Origin of the sequence: Microbacterium sp. NPDC089696 (assembly GCF_044749125.1) — a bacterium.
Lineage (GTDB): Bacteria > Actinomycetota > Actinomycetes > Actinomycetales > Microbacteriaceae > Microbacterium.
This window is the reverse complement of the sequence record NZ_JBIVHF010000003.1, coordinates 147,873-165,003: the sequence shown is the minus strand read 5'-3', so window position 1 is coordinate 165,003 and position 17,131 is coordinate 147,873. Positions and strand designations below refer to the sequence as shown.

The 17,131-nt window shown below is 63.1% G+C and carries 25 protein-coding genes; 19 read left to right on the top strand and 6 right to left on the bottom strand.

The genetic code is table 11. The features are described 5' to 3' along the window. Nucleotides 1–135: 135 nt before the first annotated feature. On the top strand, nucleotides 136–1,560 hold the full coding sequence (gene glnA, locus ACIPY8_RS17210) for a type I glutamate--ammonia ligase (protein ID WP_400820808.1): 1,425 nt from the start codon (nucleotides 136–138) through the stop codon (nucleotides 1,558–1,560). A 345-nt stretch (nucleotides 1,561–1,905) separates the two neighbouring features. Here glnA and ACIPY8_RS17205 read toward each other — a convergent pair whose 3' ends face one another. Together ACIPY8_RS17205 and ACIPY8_RS17200 are read right to left on the bottom strand one after the other, a co-directional pair. Then, nucleotides 1,906–2,433: a tyrosine-type recombinase/integrase gene (locus tag ACIPY8_RS17205; protein WP_400820806.1), complete on the bottom strand. Its 528-nt coding sequence runs from the start codon at nucleotides 2,431–2,433 to the stop codon at nucleotides 1,906–1,908. A 520-nt stretch (nucleotides 2,434–2,953) separates the two neighbouring features. After that, nucleotides 2,954–3,526: a helix-turn-helix transcriptional regulator gene (locus ACIPY8_RS17200; protein WP_400820804.1), complete on the bottom strand. Its 573-nt coding sequence runs from the start codon at nucleotides 3,524–3,526 to the stop codon at nucleotides 2,954–2,956. Between the two features lie 94 nt (nucleotides 3,527–3,620). On the opposite strand from ACIPY8_RS17200, the gene ACIPY8_RS17195 reads away from it, so the two are divergent. The 13 genes from ACIPY8_RS17195 to ACIPY8_RS17135 all read left to right on the top strand — a co-directional run bounded on the left by ACIPY8_RS17195 (nucleotide 3,621) and on the right by ACIPY8_RS17135 (nucleotide 11,347). Beyond that, entirely contained in the window at nucleotides 3,621–3,830 is a 210-nt protein-coding gene (locus ACIPY8_RS17195; RefSeq protein ID WP_400820803.1) for a helix-turn-helix transcriptional regulator, read from the top strand. A gap of 31 nt (nucleotides 3,831–3,861) precedes the next feature. Next, complete coding sequence (locus tag ACIPY8_RS17190) at nucleotides 3,862–4,134, top strand: hypothetical protein (RefSeq protein ID WP_400820801.1); 273 nt, start codon at nucleotides 3,862–3,864, stop codon at nucleotides 4,132–4,134. A 1-nt stretch (nucleotide 4,135) separates the two neighbouring features. Continuing rightward, on the top strand, nucleotides 4,136–4,573 hold the full coding sequence (locus ACIPY8_RS17185) for a hypothetical protein (protein ID WP_400820799.1): 438 nt from the start codon (nucleotides 4,136–4,138) through the stop codon (nucleotides 4,571–4,573). After that, on the top strand, nucleotides 4,570–4,698 hold the full coding sequence (locus tag ACIPY8_RS17180; protein WP_400820798.1) for a hypothetical protein: 129 nt from the start codon (nucleotides 4,570–4,572) through the stop codon (nucleotides 4,696–4,698). The genes ACIPY8_RS17185 and ACIPY8_RS17180 overlap by 4 nt, the downstream gene beginning before the upstream one ends. After that, nucleotides 4,695–5,084 (top strand): hypothetical protein, encoded by a 390-nt coding sequence (locus tag ACIPY8_RS17175; protein ID WP_400820796.1) that lies wholly within the window; start codon nucleotides 4,695–4,697, stop codon nucleotides 5,082–5,084. The genes ACIPY8_RS17180 and ACIPY8_RS17175 overlap by 4 nt, the downstream gene beginning before the upstream one ends. A gap of 690 nt (nucleotides 5,085–5,774) precedes the next feature. Next, the gene (locus ACIPY8_RS17170) at nucleotides 5,775–5,942 is read left to right on the top strand and encodes a hypothetical protein (protein WP_400820794.1); all 168 of its coding nucleotides are present in this window, start codon (nucleotides 5,775–5,777) and stop codon (nucleotides 5,940–5,942) included. Beyond that, a complete protein-coding gene (locus tag ACIPY8_RS17165) occupies nucleotides 5,939–6,523 on the top strand; it encodes a hypothetical protein (protein ID WP_400820792.1) in 585 nt (194 codons plus the stop codon). Before ACIPY8_RS17170 ends, ACIPY8_RS17165 begins: the two co-directional genes overlap by 4 nt. A gap of 137 nt (nucleotides 6,524–6,660) precedes the next feature. Continuing rightward, a complete protein-coding gene (locus tag ACIPY8_RS17160; protein WP_400820790.1) occupies nucleotides 6,661–6,933 on the top strand; it encodes an HNH endonuclease in 273 nt (90 codons plus the stop codon). A 12-nt stretch (nucleotides 6,934–6,945) separates the two neighbouring features. After that, nucleotides 6,946–7,434, top strand: coding sequence for a hypothetical protein (locus tag ACIPY8_RS17155; protein ID WP_400820788.1), 489 nt, complete (start codon nucleotides 6,946–6,948; stop codon nucleotides 7,432–7,434). 11 nt (nucleotides 7,435–7,445) lie between these two features. Beyond that, entirely contained in the window at nucleotides 7,446–7,937 is a 492-nt protein-coding gene (locus ACIPY8_RS17150; protein ID WP_400820786.1) for a hypothetical protein, read from the top strand. Next, nucleotides 7,934–8,251: a hypothetical protein gene (locus tag ACIPY8_RS17145; RefSeq protein ID WP_400820783.1), complete on the top strand. Its 318-nt coding sequence runs from the start codon at nucleotides 7,934–7,936 to the stop codon at nucleotides 8,249–8,251. The genes ACIPY8_RS17150 and ACIPY8_RS17145 overlap by 4 nt, the downstream gene beginning before the upstream one ends. Beyond that, nucleotides 8,244–11,003: a phage tail tape measure protein gene (locus ACIPY8_RS17140; RefSeq protein WP_400820780.1), complete on the top strand. Its 2,760-nt coding sequence runs from the start codon at nucleotides 8,244–8,246 to the stop codon at nucleotides 11,001–11,003. The genes ACIPY8_RS17145 and ACIPY8_RS17140 overlap by 8 nt, the downstream gene beginning before the upstream one ends. Before the next feature lie 68 nt (nucleotides 11,004–11,071). Further along, nucleotides 11,072–11,347: a hypothetical protein gene (locus ACIPY8_RS17135; protein ID WP_400820777.1), complete on the top strand. Its 276-nt coding sequence runs from the start codon at nucleotides 11,072–11,074 to the stop codon at nucleotides 11,345–11,347. 191 nt (nucleotides 11,348–11,538) lie between these two features. Here ACIPY8_RS17135 and ACIPY8_RS17130 read toward each other — a convergent pair whose 3' ends face one another. Next, a complete protein-coding gene (locus ACIPY8_RS17130; RefSeq protein WP_400820775.1) occupies nucleotides 11,539–12,120 on the bottom strand; it encodes a hypothetical protein in 582 nt (193 codons plus the stop codon). Between the two features lie 688 nt (nucleotides 12,121–12,808). Between ACIPY8_RS17130 and ACIPY8_RS17125 the strand changes: the two genes are divergently transcribed. Further along, nucleotides 12,809–13,132, top strand: a complete 324-nt coding sequence (locus ACIPY8_RS17125; RefSeq protein WP_400820773.1) for a hypothetical protein — start codon at nucleotides 12,809–12,811, stop codon at nucleotides 13,130–13,132. Between the two features lie 20 nt (nucleotides 13,133–13,152). Here the strand turns inward: ACIPY8_RS17125 and ACIPY8_RS17120 are convergent, their stop codons facing one another. Further along, nucleotides 13,153–13,416, bottom strand: a complete 264-nt coding sequence (locus tag ACIPY8_RS17120; protein ID WP_400820770.1) for a hypothetical protein — start codon at nucleotides 13,414–13,416, stop codon at nucleotides 13,153–13,155. Between the two features lie 192 nt (nucleotides 13,417–13,608). Further along, nucleotides 13,609–14,166, bottom strand: a complete 558-nt coding sequence (locus ACIPY8_RS17115) for a hypothetical protein (protein WP_400820768.1) — start codon at nucleotides 14,164–14,166, stop codon at nucleotides 13,609–13,611. A 155-nt stretch (nucleotides 14,167–14,321) separates the two neighbouring features. Here ACIPY8_RS17115 and ACIPY8_RS17110 point away from each other — a divergent pair, with 155 nt between their 5' ends. The 4 genes from ACIPY8_RS17110 (at nucleotide 14,322) to ACIPY8_RS17095 (ending at nucleotide 16,555) form a co-directional block, all read left to right on the top strand. Next, nucleotides 14,322–14,642, top strand: a complete 321-nt coding sequence (locus ACIPY8_RS17110; protein WP_400820766.1) for a helix-turn-helix domain-containing protein — start codon at nucleotides 14,322–14,324, stop codon at nucleotides 14,640–14,642. Between the two features lie 329 nt (nucleotides 14,643–14,971). Then, a complete protein-coding gene (locus ACIPY8_RS17105) occupies nucleotides 14,972–15,250 on the top strand; it encodes a hypothetical protein (protein ID WP_400820763.1) in 279 nt (92 codons plus the stop codon). Nucleotides 15,251–15,310: 60 nt separating this feature from the next. After that, on the top strand, nucleotides 15,311–15,595 hold the full coding sequence (locus ACIPY8_RS17100; RefSeq protein ID WP_400820761.1) for a hypothetical protein: 285 nt from the start codon (nucleotides 15,311–15,313) through the stop codon (nucleotides 15,593–15,595). 552 nt (nucleotides 15,596–16,147) lie between these two features. Further along, nucleotides 16,148–16,555, top strand: a complete 408-nt coding sequence (locus ACIPY8_RS17095; RefSeq protein ID WP_400820759.1) for a hypothetical protein — start codon at nucleotides 16,148–16,150, stop codon at nucleotides 16,553–16,555. Between the two features lie 24 nt (nucleotides 16,556–16,579). Here the strand turns inward: ACIPY8_RS17095 and ACIPY8_RS17090 are convergent, their stop codons facing one another. After that, nucleotides 16,580–17,089 carry a GNAT family N-acetyltransferase gene (locus ACIPY8_RS17090; RefSeq protein ID WP_400820756.1) on the bottom strand — a complete coding sequence of 170 codons (510 nt, stop codon included), beginning with the start codon at nucleotides 17,087–17,089 and terminating at the stop codon, nucleotides 16,580–16,582. Nucleotides 17,090–17,131 lie beyond the last annotated feature (42 nt).

The window sequence follows — 17,131 nt, the reverse complement described above, 5'->3', positions numbered from 1 at the left end:
TGTTCACAGCATCCGTCACACATCAACCCTACCGGCGCGTAACACGCTGGAAACAAAGCGGATACCGTGGAGTAACGCCCCGGCCGTACTGTGCAGAATGGCCGTGAAGCCACCGATCCGATCCAGGAGCTGTTCATGTTCAAAGATTCGTCCGAGGTGCTCGCCTACATCAAGGAGAACGACGTCAAGTTCCTTGACATCCGCTTCACCGACCTGCCGGGTGTGCAGCAGCACTTCAACATCCCCGCAGCGACCGTCGACGAGGACTTCTTCACGGACGGCCAGCTGTTCGACGGCTCCTCGATCCGCGGCTTCGCGAGCATCCACGAGTCGGACATGCAGCTGATCCCCGACGTCACCACGGCGTACATGGACCCGTTCCGCGAGGCGAGCACCCTCGTGATGGTCTTCGACATCTACAACCCGCGCACCGGCGAGATCTACTCGAAGGACCCGCGTCAGGTCGCCAAGAAGGCCGAGAAGTACCTCGCCTCCACCGGCATCGCCGACACCGCGTTCTTCGCCCCCGAGGCGGAGTTCTACATCTTCGACGACGTCCGCTACTCGGTCACGTCGGGCGAGAGCTTCTACAAGGTCGACTCCGAGGAGGCCGCGTGGAACACCGGTCGCGAGGAGGAGGGCGGCAACCTCGCCAACAAGACCCCGTACAAGGGCGGCTACTTCCCCGTCAGCCCGGTCGACAAGACGGCCGATCTGCGCGACGACATCACGCTGAAGCTCATCGAGGCCGGCTTCATCCTGGAGCGCTCGCACCACGAGGTCGGCACCGCCGGTCAGCAGGAGATCAACTACCGCTTCGACACCATGGTGCACTCGGCGGACGACATCCTGAAGTTCAAGTACATCGTCAAGAACACCGCCGAGGAGTGGGGCAAGGTCGCCACCTTCATGCCGAAGCCGCTGTACGGCGACAACGGCTCGGGCATGCACACCCACCAGTCGCTGTGGAACGACGGCAAGCCGCTGTTCTACGACGAGGCCGGCTACGGCCAGCTCAGCGACATCGCGCGCTGGTACATCGGCGGCATCCTGGCGCACGCGCCGGCCCTGCTCGCCTTCACGAACCCGACGCTGAACAGCTACCACCGTCTGGTCAAGGGCTTCGAGGCGCCGGTCAACCTGGTCTACTCGGCCGGCAACCGCTCCGCGGCGATCCGCATCCCGATCACGGGCTCCAACCCCAAGGCCAAGCGCATCGAGTTCCGCGCGCCGGATGCCTCGGGCAACCCGTACCTCGCCTTCGCGGCGCAGCTCATGGCCGGCCTCGACGGCATCAAGAACCGCATCGAGCCGCACGAGCCCGTCGACAAGGACCTCTACGAGCTCCCGCCCGAGGAGGCCAAGAACATCCCGCAGGTGCCGAACTCGCTGCTGGACTCGCTCGAGGCCCTGCGCGAGGACCACGCCTTCCTCCTCGAGGGCGGCGTGTTCACCGAGGAGCTCATCGAGACCTGGATCTCCTACAAGTACGAGAACGAGATCCTGCCGATGGCCCAGCGCCCGCACCCGTTCGAGTACGAGCTGTACTTCGGCGTGTAGCTAGATGACGCGGAATCCCCGGGTCTAGTCCGCAGGGAGTCCGCAGAATTTTAGAAAGGCCCCGTCGTGAGTCTCACGACGGGGCCTTTCTGCATCGGACCTAGAAGTTGAAGAGGACCGCGAGCAGTGCGATGGCGGCGGCGACGGCCGCGCAGCCTTTGCCCACGAAGTCCCAGGCCCTCCACCACTCTGACCGCGGGTTGAGGTGTGCGATAAGCCGTAGGAGGGCACCGAACAATGCAATGCTCGCCGCGCGGGAGAAACCAGCCTGTGGCAACGACTACGGCCAGCCCAAACCATTGGATGACGGACGGCGTCCAGAACTTCGCCGAGGACTTCGCCTTTTTACCCATCAAGTGCCTTCTCTCCTTCGCGAATCGTGCGCATCATCGCCGCCGATACCGCTGTTCGTGACGACTCGTCGCGGTCTGGCCACATGTGACCGTAGGTGTCGAGCGTCGTCTTCGCAGAAGCATGACGCAGCCGGGCCTGCACGGTCTTGACATCCAGTCCCGCGGCGATCAGCAACGAAGCGAAATAGTGTCTCAAATCGTGAATTCGGAAGCCTGCGGGCAGACCGCCCACGGTCACCCTGGCTGCTTTGAAGGCCGTCTCGATCGTGTACGGAGCGACGGCCCTACCGAAGGCGCCCACTACGATCGTCGCGCTCCCCCACCGCACCGGGTTGGCGTTGAGGAGCACCGCCAACTCGGCAGGTATCGGGATCGGGGTCTTACTCATCTCCGTCTTGAGATCCTGACCCGGATACTGGATGGCCGGCGTGATGACGCCCCGCATAAAGTCGACGTCTTCGGCGCGGAGCGCTGCGATCTCGGCGACGCGTAGGCCGGCGAAGGCGCCGAGCAGTACCACGGGCCGGAAATGTTCTGGCAGGGCATCGTGGAGTGCCCAAACCTGCTCTGTCGTTGCGACGTAGGGACGCTGCTTAGCTGCCGCGGGTGATGTGCGCCTCGAGCATGGGTTCTTCGCGACCAGACCATCGTGCTGCGCATCGGCGAATAGCTGCGACAGGCGTCGGTGTAGTGCGTAGACGTAGCTCGGTGCGTACCCTCGACCCGCAAGCTGGACAACCCACCGCTGTACCTCAGAGGGTCGCAGGTCTCGCAAAGGTCGCACACCCAGATCCTGAACGATCACACGGACGTGCACGCGTGCCTGGCGCACGGTCGACGCCCGATGACGCTCGTACCCCTTGAGCCACGTCTCTGCCCACTCTCCGATCGTGATTCGGGACTTGCTCGGAGAGAGATGTGTTCCCGCCACGAGCTCGGCTGTCCGCTCATCTAGCCATGCCTTCGCCTCACGCTTCGTCTTACGGTGCGCCGAGTACTCGCGTCCCGTCTCATCGCGGTAGCGCGCTCTCCATACCCCGTCAGGCCGTTGCTTCAGGCTTGCCATAGTCCCCTGCCAATCGCTTCAGTCGCTGCACGTCACTATGGAGCAGTTCCCTATCGGTCAGATCTCGGCCAGCTGCAACCATCTCAGCCGCCCACAGCGCGACTGCTGAAACGGGGAATCTCAGTTCCTCAAGGGTCTCAAGAGCACGCCGCGAGTCACTCTCTGTCTCGCGGTCGAATGTTGACAGCGCGAGACGGAGGTGGTCGATGTCAGACGTGAGATCCGCGTAGTCCCAGAGCGCGAAGGCCGCGTCGAACATCTTGGTGCTGATCGCGGCCTGAGTCTTCTCGACCGCGCCCAGAAACTCCTCTTCGTGCGTGCCCCGCATCATCAACTCAAGGCTGGAGCCAAGCACTTCGGCGAGCACGCGCGCTTCGCCGAGACGTATGGGCCGCTCCCCTTTCTCGGTGCGGCTCACGGTCATCTGAGAGTAGTTGTCGAAGCCGCGCTCCACCATCTTGCGCGCGACCTCGCTCTGACTCATCTCCCAGCGCTCGCGCAGCTCGATCATCTTGCGCGCAAAGTTCGCCTCGTCATCTCGTTCCATACGAGACATGATTCCACATTTACGTGGGTGGTTGAACATTAGAGTGGAATGCATTACTGTGGAGGCATCCACCTTTTCGATGGGAGACTCAAGGATGACCATTTCCACAGGGCTCGCGCCCACCGTCGACAAGATCATCTTCGTCGATGACGTCGCCGAGCGCCTCGGTCGCTCGCCGGCTCAGATCCGTTGGATGATCCAGAAGGGAACCGCACCTAAGCACGCGAAGATCGCGGGCCGGGTCTGCTTCAAGACATCCGATGTCGAGGCGTTCGTTGAAGAAGCCTTCCAGGAGGCGAGCTGACGGAACCCCCTTTACCTCACAGCCCGAAGCCATGAGCCGGGTTCCCGCCGAAGATTCCGGCGAACTCACCTACGCCGACCCCACGGGAGACACCACCGTTCGGTTGGTACTGGGAAGGGATCTAGTCGTCTACGACCGAGATCATCCGGTGTTCGTCATCAACTCCGCGCTTCTCATCGACCTAATCGGCAAACGGGTGGACTTCGTTCCATCACGCCGAGGTCGAATGCTGCGCGCACACAAGAAAAAGCCCCGGTTGCACCCGGGGCTGAACCAGAACAACCCTGACAAAGGAAAGAACTGATATGGCCACTGTACAGCCTCGCGGGAAGTACTCCAACTACGGATTCGAGGTCGGCGGCGACATCGACAAGGAGGGGTGGTATGAGCCGCGCGACGGAGGGCGCGTGCTCAAGATCCACTATCGCGCCTTTCGCGTCCCGAGCGAGAAGAAGTTCATCGTCCGTAACTACGCACCCTCCACGGAGACAGAGAGGGCGGAGGCAGAGCGGATGCTGCACCTCCTCCCCCGGATCTACGGACACTGGGAGCAGGATGGCAGAGCGAAGAGGTGCCGGCACTCCACCACAGGAACGTACTTCTGGTCGGCGCCCTGCGGATCATTCCTCGACGACCCGCTCATGCAGCTTGAGCTCGAGATGATGATCGACAGGGGCAGCAGGACGGTCGTCGACGAGCTGCTTCTAAACGGCCTGGACGCCTTCAAGGGATTGTCAGCATGAGCCGGGAGGAGCCGGACGCCCGCAGCACCCGTCCTGACCTTTTCGCTCTCGCTGACGACCTCCTCGAGGCCGAGATGATCCGTTTGGGTCTGCTGAACTTCACGCCCGTGAGCGAGGCAGCATGACCGCGCTGACGATCATCTCTGGCGATCTCGCCGCGACCTCACACGAGGAAGCGGTCATGTTCTGTCGGAGTCACCCGGCCATCGAAACGAGCGCCCCCAGGTGGGCGCGCGTCATCGAGTTCATCGAGATCCTCGACAACGGCGAGGCGACGTTCCGGTACTACTTCGACGATGAGAAGTTCACCATCAGCGACTGGTGGTTTGTCGACCCAGACGGGACGCTCACATACGGAGATCAGCCCATCGACGACGAGCCCGAGATCACCTGCAAAGACGACTCACTGCTCGAGATGGTGACGGCCTACGTCGAATCTCTCCCAGATCCACCACGAGCACTCAAGCGAGACCCCTCAGTCGACGAACGGCTGCGCGCGCTTGACGAGTAAGACCCAGATGCCCCGCCCCGGCCGGCGGGGCATCTGCATTTCAACTGAACACGAAAGGGGGTGACCGTTTGGGCGCCAATCTTGTCGGACGCGCGATCGCCTTTGCGGTTGACGTCCCACTACAACCGAATGAATATCGGCTGCTTGTCGGCATGTGCTTGACCGCCATGGACGAGGGGAAGCCACCACGCTACTACGACTCACGCGAGGCCATGGCTCTGACTCTCGGCAGACGCGTGCCTGACCATTCAGCCGGGGTGATCGACCCGGAGCGAGAAGCAGCGTTCAAGGCCGTGAAGGTGGCCGCGAAGGGGCTCACGGACCTGCAGGCCATCGTTCGAACGAAGACGGGCGGAAACGGTCGCAGAGCAGAGTTCGCCATCACGCTCGACGTCGAGAAGGCGCGGTCGTCAGACGAGTTCAAGAGGAGGAGTCGGAATTTCCGCATGTCTACCGCAGAAGCCCGCCGCCGCCGATCTAGCGGTACTGCGGCAGTACCCGTTGCAGGACTGCGGCAGTCCCTGTTGGGGGACTACGGCAGTACCGATGGGGGACTACGGCAGTCCCCCTCAGGAACAACAGGAGAACAGGAACAACGTCAGGAGATACAAGTCGCCTAACGCTCGCATCTCACCAGGGGCTGTGGATAACTTCCCGCCTCATTTCAGATGACCCATCAGGAGGGACCGCATGAGCGCACCAATGCCTCTGAACTTCGCCACGCTGTCTGCCACCTGGGATGACCCCGAGGCATACGCGGCAGCGCTGAACACCTACTACGTCCAACTTCGGGAGCAGGGCTATAACGTCCCTCCCGTCGACATCACAGAACCATCAACCGAAGGAGAACAATCATGACCCTCGAGTACCGCAACAGCAGCGGCATCACCATCCACGAGACCGACAGCCCCGAACTCGTCGAGGTCGCGACCAAGGTCCAAGAGCTCCGAACGGCCGCCACTCAGGCGAGCAACGCCCACGGCCGCCACATCGACGCCATCAACCGCGACGAGGGACTCAGCGACCAGGGCAAGAAGGACCGCATCGCCGACCTCGAAGCCAACCGCAAGGTCGCGCGACTCGACGCAATCAACCGAGAGAAGAAGGTCATCACCGACAAGATCACCGCACTCGAACGCCGCCTCGACGGGTACGTCGGCTACTCCAGCGACAACATCATGGCCTTCCGAGACGCCCAAGACCGAGCCGAAGCGATCGACGACGCCGACCGGGCCGCAACCGTCATGGCACGCGCACTCCGCACAGGCGACAAGACACTCGCTCACGCGCTCTACCGACGAGCCGTCGACAACCGATGGAAGGAAGCACGAGGCGCGTTCGCACAGGAGAACCCAACAGTTGCGGGCCTCGTCAACGACGTGCACATGCTGCAGAAGCTCCACGACGACGGATTCAACCGAACCGTCGCATACATGTGAACGAAGCACCGTGAACACGACGCTGAGGACTCGAGGTGACCAGGGGGACTACACCCCTGGTCACCTCCTGAAAGGGTCTCCGGGCATTGGGATCGTCTCTCCCTGGTCTTTTTTTTCCACAGGGTTGGCGGTCTGACGTGGCGCGCTCAGCTCGCAGTGACGCGCTTCGGAAGCGGCACCGTGCGCGCTTTGCGAAGACGAAGCCTGCCTGTCACCTCTGCGGGCGACCGATTGATTACGACCTTCGCTGGCCTGACCCAATGTGCTTCGTCGTCGACCACATCGTGGCGATTGCGAATGGCGGTTCGGATGACTTCGCGAACAAGGCGGCGAGCCATGCGACATGTAATGCCGCAAAAAAGGACAAGCAGTACGAGTCGCTCGTGAAGCGCTCGGGAACTCTCGAATAGGAGATGGATTCGATGGACACAGAACAGACGGACGCACCGGATGTGGCCGTGCCTACGCCGGCTACGGTGGCGGCACAGGTTGCTCCACGCAGGTTGACGCAGGCCGACATCGATCGCGAGGTCGCGCGAGCATTGCTGGACGCGGAGAAGGGTCTGAAACCTGCGGACTACGACGAGATCAAGGCTCAGGCCGAGCGTGCGTCAGAGCTCGAGGGGCGGATCGCGAGTCTGCAGGGTGAGATCTCTCAGGCGCAGCTCGAGTCTCTGCGGATTTCGGTGGCTGCGAGGTTCGGGATCTCGGATGAGGACCGCGAGCTGCTGATGACGGGCACGGACGAGGCAGCACTGATCGCGCAAGCGGAGCGGCTCGCCCTGCCGGCGCGTCCGATGGGGAACGTCGCACGGATGGAAGGCGCCACGGTGCAGACCGGGCCGCGGAGAGATCCCGAGGTCAGCGAGTTCGTCGACCAGCTCTTCGGCAACTATTCGATCTGGGACTGAGGGGAAACGACATGACGAAGAACAAGACCACGACCGAGGCCAAGACCGAGAAGAAGGGTATTGACCTCAATGAGCTGCTGCGCCTGGCGGACGAGGAGCGGAAGATGAAGCACCCGCCCGTGGATGTGGAGGTGCTGCTGTCGGGGAGGATCATGACCGTCCGCATGCCTCATCTCAGCGCGAACGAGTTCGATGAGTTCACGCTGCCCTACTGCCCCCATCCTGCGTACCGGGACCAGCTTGGGTGTTGGTTCGAGTTGGAGAATGTGACGCGCAACCATCCCGGTGTTGTGTTGGTCGACGGCGACGTTGAGGACGACTTGTACGTCATCGGAGGGACGAGACGCGAGAAGGAAGCGGTCTACCGGTGGGGCGAAATCTATGACTCCCTGCGCCACGAGGACAAGCAGAACCTGCAGGCCGCTGTGTGGGGCGTCTATGTGCACGAGGCCCAGAAGAAGATGGCCGCTGCGAAGGCCGCCGCTGCGAAGGCGGCGAAGTGAACGCCTACGAGGAACGTGGCCCGCGCATCGAGGGGTTCGCTGACCGGCTCATCGAGGTGTATGTACACCGCGCCGGATCTGAGGACACGTCACTGATCCTGGGAGAGCTCGAGGACTCGTCAGAGAACCTGATGCGCGACCTCGGAGAACTCGTTGTCACGCTGGCGTTCCGGGCTGCGAACGCGATGACGGTGTACGACCTCACCGACCCTCAGCGTCGGTTGGTGCCCGAGAAGATCGACCGGCTGCGGGAGCAGCTCGAGGATGCGACGCGTCGATGGACGCGAGAACTGAAGGAGGCCGCAAATGGCTGAACGCGTGGTGCGGGTCCGCTTAAGTGCGGCCGTCGACAGTTACAAGCAGGCAATGAAGGAGGCCGCTGAGGAGACGAAGAAGACGGGCAAAGAGGTCGAGACGGCGACCGATCGTGCGAAGGCCTATTCGGACGCGTTCAATGCCGTTGGGGTGGCCGCCGTGGCGGTGGGGACCGTTCTGGCAGCGGGCTTTACGATGGCCGTGAAATCGTCCATGGATTTCGATGCGGCGATGAGCAACGTGCAGGCTGCGACCCACGAGTCACAGAGCGGTATGGCCGATCTGCGACAGGCGGCACTCGACGCCGGCGAGTCGACGGTGTTCTCGGCGACGGAGTCGGCGGCGGCGATCGAGGAGCTCGCGAAGGCGGGCGTCTCGACGGCGGATATCCTTGGCGGCGGCCTGACGGGTGCTCTCGATCTTGCTGCCGCTGGCGGTCTCGACGTAGCGACGGCGGCGGGGATCGCGGCGACAGCTCTGCAGCAGTTCAATCTCAACGGTGCGCAGATGTCCCACGTCGCCGATCTTCTCGCTGCGGGTGCAGGAAAAGCGATGGGAGATGTCACGGATCTCGCACAGGCGCTCAACCAGTCCGCTCTCGTGGCAAAGCAGACGGGTCTGTCGATCGAGGAGACGACGGCCGGTCTGTCGGCGTTCGCGGCGGCGGGTCTGCTCGGTTCGGATGCCGGGACGAGCTTCAAGACCCTCTTGCAATCGCTCACGCCTACGTCGGCGGCGGCGGCTCAGGCGATGAAGGACTACAACATCGAGGCCTACGACGCTCAGGGCAATTTCGTCGGGCTGTCGGAGTACGCCGGCAAGCTGAAGGCGGGCCTCTCGGGACTCTCGACCGAGCAGCAGAACGCCACGCTCAAGACCGTGTTTGGCGCCGATGCGGTGCGCGCGGCGACCGTGCTGTACCAGCAGGGCGCGGAGGGAATCAGCGAGTGGACGGACGCTGTCGACGACCAGGGCTATGCGGCCGAGACTGCGGCTCTCCGACTCGACAACCTCAAGGGCGACCTGGAGGCGCTCGGAGGCGCTATGGAGACCGCTCTGATCGACACCGGGTCGACGGCGAATGACACGCTCCGCACGATGGCACAGGCGCTCACAGGGCTTGTGGGGCTGTACAACGACATGCCGTCCGGAGTGCAAGCGGCAGTGATGGCGGTCGGCGGCGCCACGGCCGCGGTAACGCTTTCGGGCGGCGCGGCCCTGCTCGCCGTTCCCAAGTACCTCGAGCTGAAAAACACCGTCCAGCAGGCGGGGCTGTCCATGAAGGGCATCTCGCTGACAGCCGGCGCTGCGGGGCTCGCTCTCGGAGGCCTGTTCATGATCGTCGGCGAGCTTGCGGCCGAGCATCAGCGGGCACAGCAGAAGGCGCAGTCGTACGCGGCCACGCTCGCGGATGGGACGCACGAGATCACCGACGCGACCCGGGATCTGATCGCCGAGAACCTCACGATGAAGCAAAACGGGTTCCTGTGGCTCGAGGGCAACGCCGCATCCGATGCCGCCAAGGATCTCGGGATCTCGCTCGACGTCGTCCGCAAGGCGATCGAGGGCAACGCGGACGCGCTCGACGAGGTGAATGCAAAGACACAGGATGCGATCGACGCGTACAACTTCTGGGACTCCGAGTCGATCAAGCTCCAGTCGTCGGCGCAGTACCTCCGCGGGGAGATCGAGAAGGAGACCGGAGCCATCGACCAGGCCGCTCAGGCGGCCCGCGACAAGGCCGCGGCGACCAGCGAGAGCTCCGATGCCGCAGACACTGCTGCAGAGGCGTACACGGCCGAAGCAGACGCCGTGTCGGACCTGAACACGAAGCTCTCCGACCTGATCCAGCGGATCAACGATGCCAACGGCGTCGCAGTCGATGCGATCACGGCCAACGCGAACTACCTATCCGCGCTCGACGGACTCAGCGCGCAGGCCGAGAAGGCGGGAGTCTCCCTCGATGAAAGCACTGTCGCCGGGTCCGCGAACGCCGCGGCGATGGGTGACCTCGCTGAGAAGGCCCGTGACGCTGCCGAAGCGCAGTTCGAGCAGGATCTGGCGACGATGTCGGCGGACGACGCCGCGAAGAAGTGGAACGGCACTCTCGCGGCTCAGAAGCAGGCGTTTATCGACAGCGCCACGGCGGCGGGCTACAACGCCGGCGAGGTGCAGGCTCTCGCTGACAGGATCTTCCAGATGCCCTCCGAGAAGGAGATCGCGATGCTGGTGGAGACGGCGGCGGCACAGTCGCAGGTCGACAAGTTCGTGATGCTCAACAACGGCCGGCGCGTGAAGGTGTTCGTCGATGCCGAGACCGGAAACCAGTCATTCCAGGTGGGCTCCAAGACCGTCTCTGCGTTCGCGGGTGGTGGTCGAGTGATCGGCCCCGGATCGGGAACGTCCGATGACGTCAATGCGAAGCTGTCGAATGGCGAGCACGTCATCGCCGCCGCCGAGGTGCGGGCCGCGGGTGGTCATGAAGCAGTCGAAGCATGGCGCTCGAGCCTCATGTTCGCCAAGCCCGAGGCACAGCCGGTCTACGTGCGCGGCGTGGACCTCGGCGGCGGTGGGGGTGGATATGCCGTCCCTCAGCAGCCCATCTCACTCGACGGCCTCTCGATCACAGGCCAGCTCGAGATCGGCGGCGACGGACTCGCTCGCATCATCAACGGTCACATCGCCCAGTACGACGAACGCAACATGCAGATCACCAGGCGCGGGGTTCGCTCTGTGCCCGGTGTGCGCTGAGCGACATACTGAGTGCGGGGATCGGAGCCACTTGCCTTGGTTCCGATCCCCACCGATATGCTCTGCGCATGAGCGAGCCTGCAGGAGAACCGGCCCCGTCGCTGATCCAACAGCGTCACGAGCTCGGAAGGTCTCGCATCGCCGCGCTGATCTGGATGATCGGATGGGGCGCGTTGTCGGCGGTGCGGATCGTCGTTCTCGATATCACCGATATCTGGGACTGGATTCTACTTGCCGGCACGGTCGCCCTCGCGCTCTACGGAGTGAAGCAGTGGTTCGACTACCGCCGCAAGCTCCGTACGTTTGAGGCCAAGCATGGCGTTGGCGCCGGCAAACAGAACTAGCGCTCAACTGTCGCGACTAATCCTCACTCAGGTTCGCTGCGGCGTGAGCTTCAACATCCGCGGGATCCGTGCTTTCTAACTCACCCAGGTGTTCTGCGAAATGTTGCACTGACGCCACTCCGCTGAAGATCATGGCGTGAGTGTCGCACGCCCGACATGCTCGCGTCGATAGGAGCAGGCAGTCCCGGCCGCTAGTGGGCGGCTCTCCACGCTTTGCGTGCTGCGTCCCGGTCTTGTTCTCGCTGCAGCTCCCGAACTGCTTTCCGGGCTTTGCCGTATTCCTCTAGAGCGGCGTCGAGCTTGCGAGTGGCCGTAGCGGCTTCCGAGCCGATCCGGGGGATGCGGGTGATGCTGTACTTGACGCCGGACCGCAAGGAGGAAAAAGCGCTCGTGGAGTACCCAGCCCCAGCGAGGAGTTCGCCGGTCGGTTCCAGGAGCGGCGACAGGATCCGGTCGTAGTCAATGAAGCTCTCACCACTGACGCCCGGTTCTGCTTTTTCAGAGAGCGCCGCGAGATCGAGTATCCCAATTCGATCGTCAACGTGATCGATCGCATCTTGCCGAGCGCCTGTGATCTGGAGTCTGAGGAACTTGAGTTCGATCGGATCCTTGCTGATCGTGCGGTCGTACTGCTCGATCACGGTGAGCTCGATGAGCTGCTCGAGAGCGTCGCTCACAAACCGCCTGTACTCGTCGGCGACTTCGTGCACGATGGCGTCGAGCCGCTCACGGCTTTCGTCGACGGCCGCACGTGCAGTTGCTTCATCTGTCATCGGTCAGTGCTTCCTGGGTTGGGGCGGAATGGCCCTCGTATCCCTGGGACCGGTGGTGGTGGATGAGAGATTCGAGACTCGTGCGAGACGACCATGAAAGCCAACTCGTTCATCAAGCGCAAGTCAATCCCCAGCAAACGCGACCGCTCTGGTCTTAGGATCCGAGAGGCGGAGTCGTGGCCCTCACCACTCTCTGCTGCGGCAGCCCGGTCGATCTCCCTCGAAAGGCCGGGTTGTCGGCTCTCAGGCCCAGGAAGGCCACCCTTCCTCTTTCCTAGGCAGCCTAGTAATGTTGTGCTCAATCAACCCGATCCCCAGTCGGGTGAGGTCAGGGTCCCTCAGAGATGACAGTTCCCCAGACTGAACCTCGAAACGATCCCACGCAGTAGTGATCCGGCCCCTCCATCCCCAGAGCGAGGGGCCGGATCACTTGTCCGGACGAGCAGCTTGGACACGTCCCCCAGAGACGCTCGCGGATCCCCCTACCCGGCTGAATCGACCGTCGTCGCGCTCGACCTGAACGAGTCCCGGCCCTGCGCGTTCCTGAATGGTACGTCCGATCACCCACAACCCCAAGCATCATCGCCTAGCCAAGCGAGCCATCGAAGACAGCCACATCCGAACACCCACCGCACACGAACTACCTAACGTAGTTAGACAACGTCCAGAATGCGGCTACTGTTAGCCCATGGCGACTCTTCACTACGGGATATCAGACGACCCCGTACACATCGAGGACAGGGCACTCGCCCACCTCAAGATTGTCATTGCGACGAAACTCCGCCGGAACGAGAGCTTCACCCTCTCCTGGACTCATCCAGAGGGCGACGCTCGAGGACGATCCACGATCTGGATCCACCCTTCGATACCTCTCCGCTTCACCTTTGACGACCCGGTGCAGCCAGAGCTGAACATGAAGTGGGTTGAAGAGCTCATGCAGTCGGCGAACTCCACCGGCGGCATTCAGCTCGTGGACGAGGTTCTCGAACTTCCCGGGTCCGCTGCGGCCTAGACGGCGACCAGCACAGCGCGTCAAGAGTCACGTCCCGTCACGATGAGGCCCGGACCTTCGCGACGCACCAACCAACTCTTCGCGGCGATCACAGTGCCGGCGAGAGTGACGTACTCCTCGAGGCGAAGCGCCATCTCTCCGTTCGCAAGTTCCTCGACTCGACCGCCGGTCGGATTCGTCCCACCGAAGACGACAACGACGTCGACCGGAGCGATCAACTTCTCCGCGGCCGAGAGGTGCGCGCCCGGGTACAGGTGCGTCGCCGCCGTCGTCAAAGCCATCATCCCGGCAGAGTACGCGCCATGGCGCTGCGACTCCACACCAAGTGAGCGAGGAATCCAGCGCTAGCTTGATCGATGATCCCGAGAAGCGCGATGGCTGTGGGCTGGTCATTCATCCTCGTTGCTGCTCACACCGCAGGTGTTGCTGTATTTGCGTAGAGCTGAGTTTGGGTCACCCTCGTCCCACGGTGAGCGTCAGTGCACCCAGCGGATTGCGTCGATGAGCTCTGGTGTGTTGGCGATCGCGATCCACGTATCGGTGACGAGCACGGCTGGTTCGAGTGGAGGGGTAACGTCGTGGTCTGATTCGAGCCAACGTCCGCGCTCGTCCTGCGTGACCTTGTACCCGTTCGCTTCGGCCAAGGAGATGAACTCGTCGCTTTCTCCTTCCGATAGCGCGGACCACGCAAAGTATTCAGCGGACTCCACCGAACCCGAGATGCCCCAGGGGCATTCCAGCGCAGCCCCTGACGGCTCAAAATTGAACTGCGTCCATGGTTTTGGGGACGGTAGAAGATCTCTCGAGCGGAGCTCCTCGTCCACCACCGGATCGAGCATCGAATCGCAGCTGATGGTATCGGCTGTGGGAAGATCCACCGCCGGTTCTGTGAGCTCAGGCGTTGGCGAGGTCGGCGACGCAGTTGGCGATGATGCAACCGGAGTGCTGCTTGACTCCGAGGCGGGAGCGCACCCAACGAGAACTAGCAAGGTCACTATCGAGGCCGCGGGAATCGCAGTCTTCTTGGTCAGCATGTCCATCAGCCTATGCCCACGCTTCAGGCACCGCGTCCGCTCGTCCCCATGCCGGCATCCTTCCTCCGGCCGAGAACTCAGAATAGCAAGGATCGAACATGTGTTCTAATCGGGGTCAGCACATGCTGACACGATTTCTGAGTATCGTGCGCTGCATGGAAACGAAGGATGCAATCGCGGGCGCCGTCAGGGCAGAGATGGCGCGAGCGCGGAAGAAGTCGAGCGATCTGGCCGTTGCGCTGGGACTGAGCAGAGTCACGGTCGGGGGACGCCTGTCCGGGGCTTATCCGTTCACCATTCCCGAGCTCGACAAGGTAGCTGAGTTCCTGGGGCTCACCACTCAGGACATCATGTTGTCTGCCGCGCTCACCGAACGCTTTGGGACCGACAGGACTGACGAGATCGCCCCGCTCAAGCACCCGAAGCCAGACGCGTGGGCTCAGCCACCGAGCGCGCTTGCGAAGCGAACCCGCTGACCGCGGACACCATTCTCGTGACCCCACGAAAATGATCTGAGGGGGTACGCAGATTGTGCGGACCCCCACTCCATACTGTGGAGACCCTTCGAGGGTGTGCAGATCTCGCACCCCCTATGCCCTAACCAGTGCTTAGCCTTTTGACCAGTGACCATCTTGTCGGAGCCGCCAGCATGGTCGGCCAGATCATCTTGTCGGGTCCGCCGAGATGATCCGTCGACCCCGACAAATCATCTTTCCGCCGATGTCGACGGGCTACCTGTCAGCATCGACAGGCGGGCGCGAGAGCCCCTATGCATCGGGGCTTCAGGTGGCCTAGCCTTCCGATCATGTTAGCCAGGGACACCGCCGAGCAGATCGAGACGATGGTTCGTCGAGTCGTCCGGGAAGAGCTCGACGTGCTTCGCCTCGAAGGAACCCACCCGCTGGTTTTGTCGCTCTCGTTTCGAGATGCGGCCAAGGTGACCGGGTACAGCGTCGACTCAATCCAGAAAGCCGTGAAACGCCTCGAGCTGATGCCGTCCTACGCGAACACGAAGCCGGTCATCATGGTGGAGGAACTCATTAGATGGTTGCGAGAACGACCGATCGACGTCACCGAGCTCTAGCGTTGACATCTAAGTGTTGTGCTGTGTACATTTACCGCAGCACAACACTTAGGAGCGAGCATGTCCCGTGGACCCGGCATCTGGCAGCGTGCGATCTTGGAGCGAACCGATCAAGGGAAGGCGCTCGTACTCACAGGCCCCGACCAGACCCACGCCGACCAGAACGCAATCAGGCGGGCGGCACACAAGCTTGCCGGTGCTGGCAGAATCAAGCTCATCTCGCGCCGGTTCGACGGCGCCAATCGCCTCGTTGCGATTCCTGCCGACATGCCGGCTCCCGAGCCGCTGCGCGTGACGGGCCTCGACGGCAAGACCTACCTGCAGCCGCCAAGATATTCGGCATGACTGATTCACAGTGGCTGTCACCGGCGCAGGTCTGCTCTCTCCTCCCGGGGATGACAGAGGAGATCTTGAGCGAACGCCGCAAGCAGCGCCTCGACCCTCCCTACTTCAAGCCGACTGGCGATCGAGGGAAGGTCGTTCTCTACAATCTCGCCGAAGTGACCGCATGGGTGCACGACAGCCGCGTCACTACCCGACCCGGACTGTAGACACCATGGCAGAGGCCGGAAAGATCACGCTCAGTCCGCAGAAAGTCCGCAGAACCATCGTTGCAGCACACCCCTAGCCATTACTTCCCATCACCCAGAAGGCCGGAAAGACGCGGATCTCGGTGGTCCCCGTCATCGGCCAACCACCCGTGCAGAGTACGAGCTGTACTTCGGCGTCTGATCGATCGTCGGGAAGCGCCCCCGGAGCATCCGCTCCGGGGGCGCTTCTGCGTGCCGTGCGTGAGCCCCTCTAGAATCGCGGTGACAGCGACGCGCCGGACGAGAGCACGCGCAGACGGGAGGGCTCGAGATGTTCGGTTCGAAGAAAAAAGCCAGGCTCGACGCGATGATGGAGCAGCTGCGTCCCGATCTGAGCCGGGAGGCCCTCGGCGTCGGTCCCGACTTCCCGGGCATCGCACCGAACCCGCTCCTGAGCCGTGCTGCCCGCGCGCGCATCGAAGAACTGTACGGCGGCGTACTCGCGATCGGCACACTCGTCGACTGGCGGGAGATCAACGACAATCCGCGTCTGGCGCTGATGCTCGATGTGGAGACGGCGGAGGGCCCGTCGTTCCGAGGCATCGCCGACGAGGCCTTCACGATCACCGAGCTCACCCGGCTGTCCGCCGGTCAGACGCTGCCGGTGCGCTATCGCCCCGGCGTCATGGACCACTACGTCGCTCTCGCCCGCGACGCGGACCCCGCAGAAGTGCAGCGCCTCACCGATCTGATCGCGAGTCGTCAGCGTCCGTGACGCGGACCGATCACGGCTCGCGGTTCAGGCGTACCAGCCGTCCAGGTCCAGGGCCCACTCGTTGACGGCGAGATCGGCACCGCGGAACTGCTCCTCGAACGAGCCGACGAGGGAGAAGCCGTTGCGGCGACACACGCCGTTGGACGCCGCGTTGTCGACGCCGGGAAAGGCCACGAGGTGTCGGCGATCGCCCCGATGGACGCGAGCGACCTCGATCAGCAGCGTCAGGGCCGCGGACGCCACTCCCCTGCCCTGCGCCTCGGGAAGCACGAACCAGCCCGTCTCGAAGGCGGGCTCGCCTCGCCACTCGACGGACCAGTAGCCGATCGCCCCGAGAGCCCGGCCGTCGGCATCGTCGATCACGAGCATCCGGGCCTCTGCGGGGTCGGTCAGCCCCAGGTATCTCGCGTGTCGCTCGTCGACCTGCTGCCCGCTCTCGGGTCCGTTCAGGTGAGCGGTCATGGCTGCGCTGTTCGCGATGCGGAGCATCGGCAGATCGTCATCCGACCACGGGCGAAGCGTGAGCGTCTCCATGCGCAGAGCTTCGCACACGCCGCCGACATCGCCGGAACCGGC

Excerpts from the sequence above, each read along its gene's own strand:
- ACIPY8_RS17180 (WP_400820798.1), top strand. The coding sequence starts at position 4,570 with ATGAGCCGGGAGGAGCCGGACGCCCGCAGCACCCGTCCTGACCTTTTC.
- ACIPY8_RS17195 (WP_400820803.1), top strand. The coding sequence starts at position 3,621 with ATGACCATTTCCACAGGGCTCGCGCCCACCGTCGACAAGATCATCTTC.
- ACIPY8_RS17170 (WP_400820794.1), top strand. The coding sequence starts at position 5,775 with ATGAGCGCACCAATGCCTCTGAACTTCGCCACGCTGTCTGCCACCTGG.
- ACIPY8_RS17165 (WP_400820792.1), top strand. The coding sequence starts at position 5,939 with ATGACCCTCGAGTACCGCAACAGCAGCGGCATCACCATCCACGAGACC.
- glnA (WP_400820808.1), top strand. The coding sequence starts at position 136 with ATGTTCAAAGATTCGTCCGAGGTGCTCGCCTACATCAAGGAGAACGAC.
- ACIPY8_RS17190 (WP_400820801.1), top strand. The coding sequence starts at position 3,862 with ATGAGCCGGGTTCCCGCCGAAGATTCCGGCGAACTCACCTACGCCGAC.
- ACIPY8_RS17120 (WP_400820770.1), bottom strand. The coding sequence starts at position 13,416 with ATGATGGCTTTGACGACGGCGGCGACGCACCTGTACCCGGGCGCGCAC.
- ACIPY8_RS17150 (WP_400820786.1), top strand. The coding sequence starts at position 7,446 with ATGACGAAGAACAAGACCACGACCGAGGCCAAGACCGAGAAGAAGGGT.
- ACIPY8_RS17130 (WP_400820775.1), bottom strand. The coding sequence starts at position 12,120 with ATGACAGATGAAGCAACTGCACGTGCGGCCGTCGACGAAAGCCGTGAG.
- ACIPY8_RS17090 (WP_400820756.1), bottom strand. The coding sequence starts at position 17,089 with ATGGAGACGCTCACGCTTCGCCCGTGGTCGGATGACGATCTGCCGATG.
- ACIPY8_RS17140 (WP_400820780.1), top strand. The coding sequence starts at position 8,244 with ATGGCTGAACGCGTGGTGCGGGTCCGCTTAAGTGCGGCCGTCGACAGT.
- ACIPY8_RS17105 (WP_400820763.1), top strand. The coding sequence starts at position 14,972 with ATGTTAGCCAGGGACACCGCCGAGCAGATCGAGACGATGGTTCGTCGA.
- ACIPY8_RS17115 (WP_400820768.1), bottom strand. The coding sequence starts at position 14,166 with ATGCTGACCAAGAAGACTGCGATTCCCGCGGCCTCGATAGTGACCTTG.
- ACIPY8_RS17200 (WP_400820804.1), bottom strand. The coding sequence starts at position 3,526 with ATGGAACGAGATGACGAGGCGAACTTTGCGCGCAAGATGATCGAGCTG.
- ACIPY8_RS17110 (WP_400820766.1), top strand. The coding sequence starts at position 14,322 with ATGGAAACGAAGGATGCAATCGCGGGCGCCGTCAGGGCAGAGATGGCG.
- ACIPY8_RS17135 (WP_400820777.1), top strand. The coding sequence starts at position 11,072 with ATGAGCGAGCCTGCAGGAGAACCGGCCCCGTCGCTGATCCAACAGCGT.
- ACIPY8_RS17095 (WP_400820759.1), top strand. The coding sequence starts at position 16,148 with ATGATGGAGCAGCTGCGTCCCGATCTGAGCCGGGAGGCCCTCGGCGTC.
- ACIPY8_RS17125 (WP_400820773.1), top strand. The coding sequence starts at position 12,809 with ATGGCGACTCTTCACTACGGGATATCAGACGACCCCGTACACATCGAG.
- ACIPY8_RS17100 (WP_400820761.1), top strand. The coding sequence starts at position 15,311 with ATGTCCCGTGGACCCGGCATCTGGCAGCGTGCGATCTTGGAGCGAACC.
- ACIPY8_RS17185 (WP_400820799.1), top strand. The coding sequence starts at position 4,136 with ATGGCCACTGTACAGCCTCGCGGGAAGTACTCCAACTACGGATTCGAG.
- ACIPY8_RS17155 (WP_400820788.1), top strand. The coding sequence starts at position 6,946 with ATGGACACAGAACAGACGGACGCACCGGATGTGGCCGTGCCTACGCCG.
- ACIPY8_RS17175 (WP_400820796.1), top strand. The coding sequence starts at position 4,695 with ATGACCGCGCTGACGATCATCTCTGGCGATCTCGCCGCGACCTCACAC.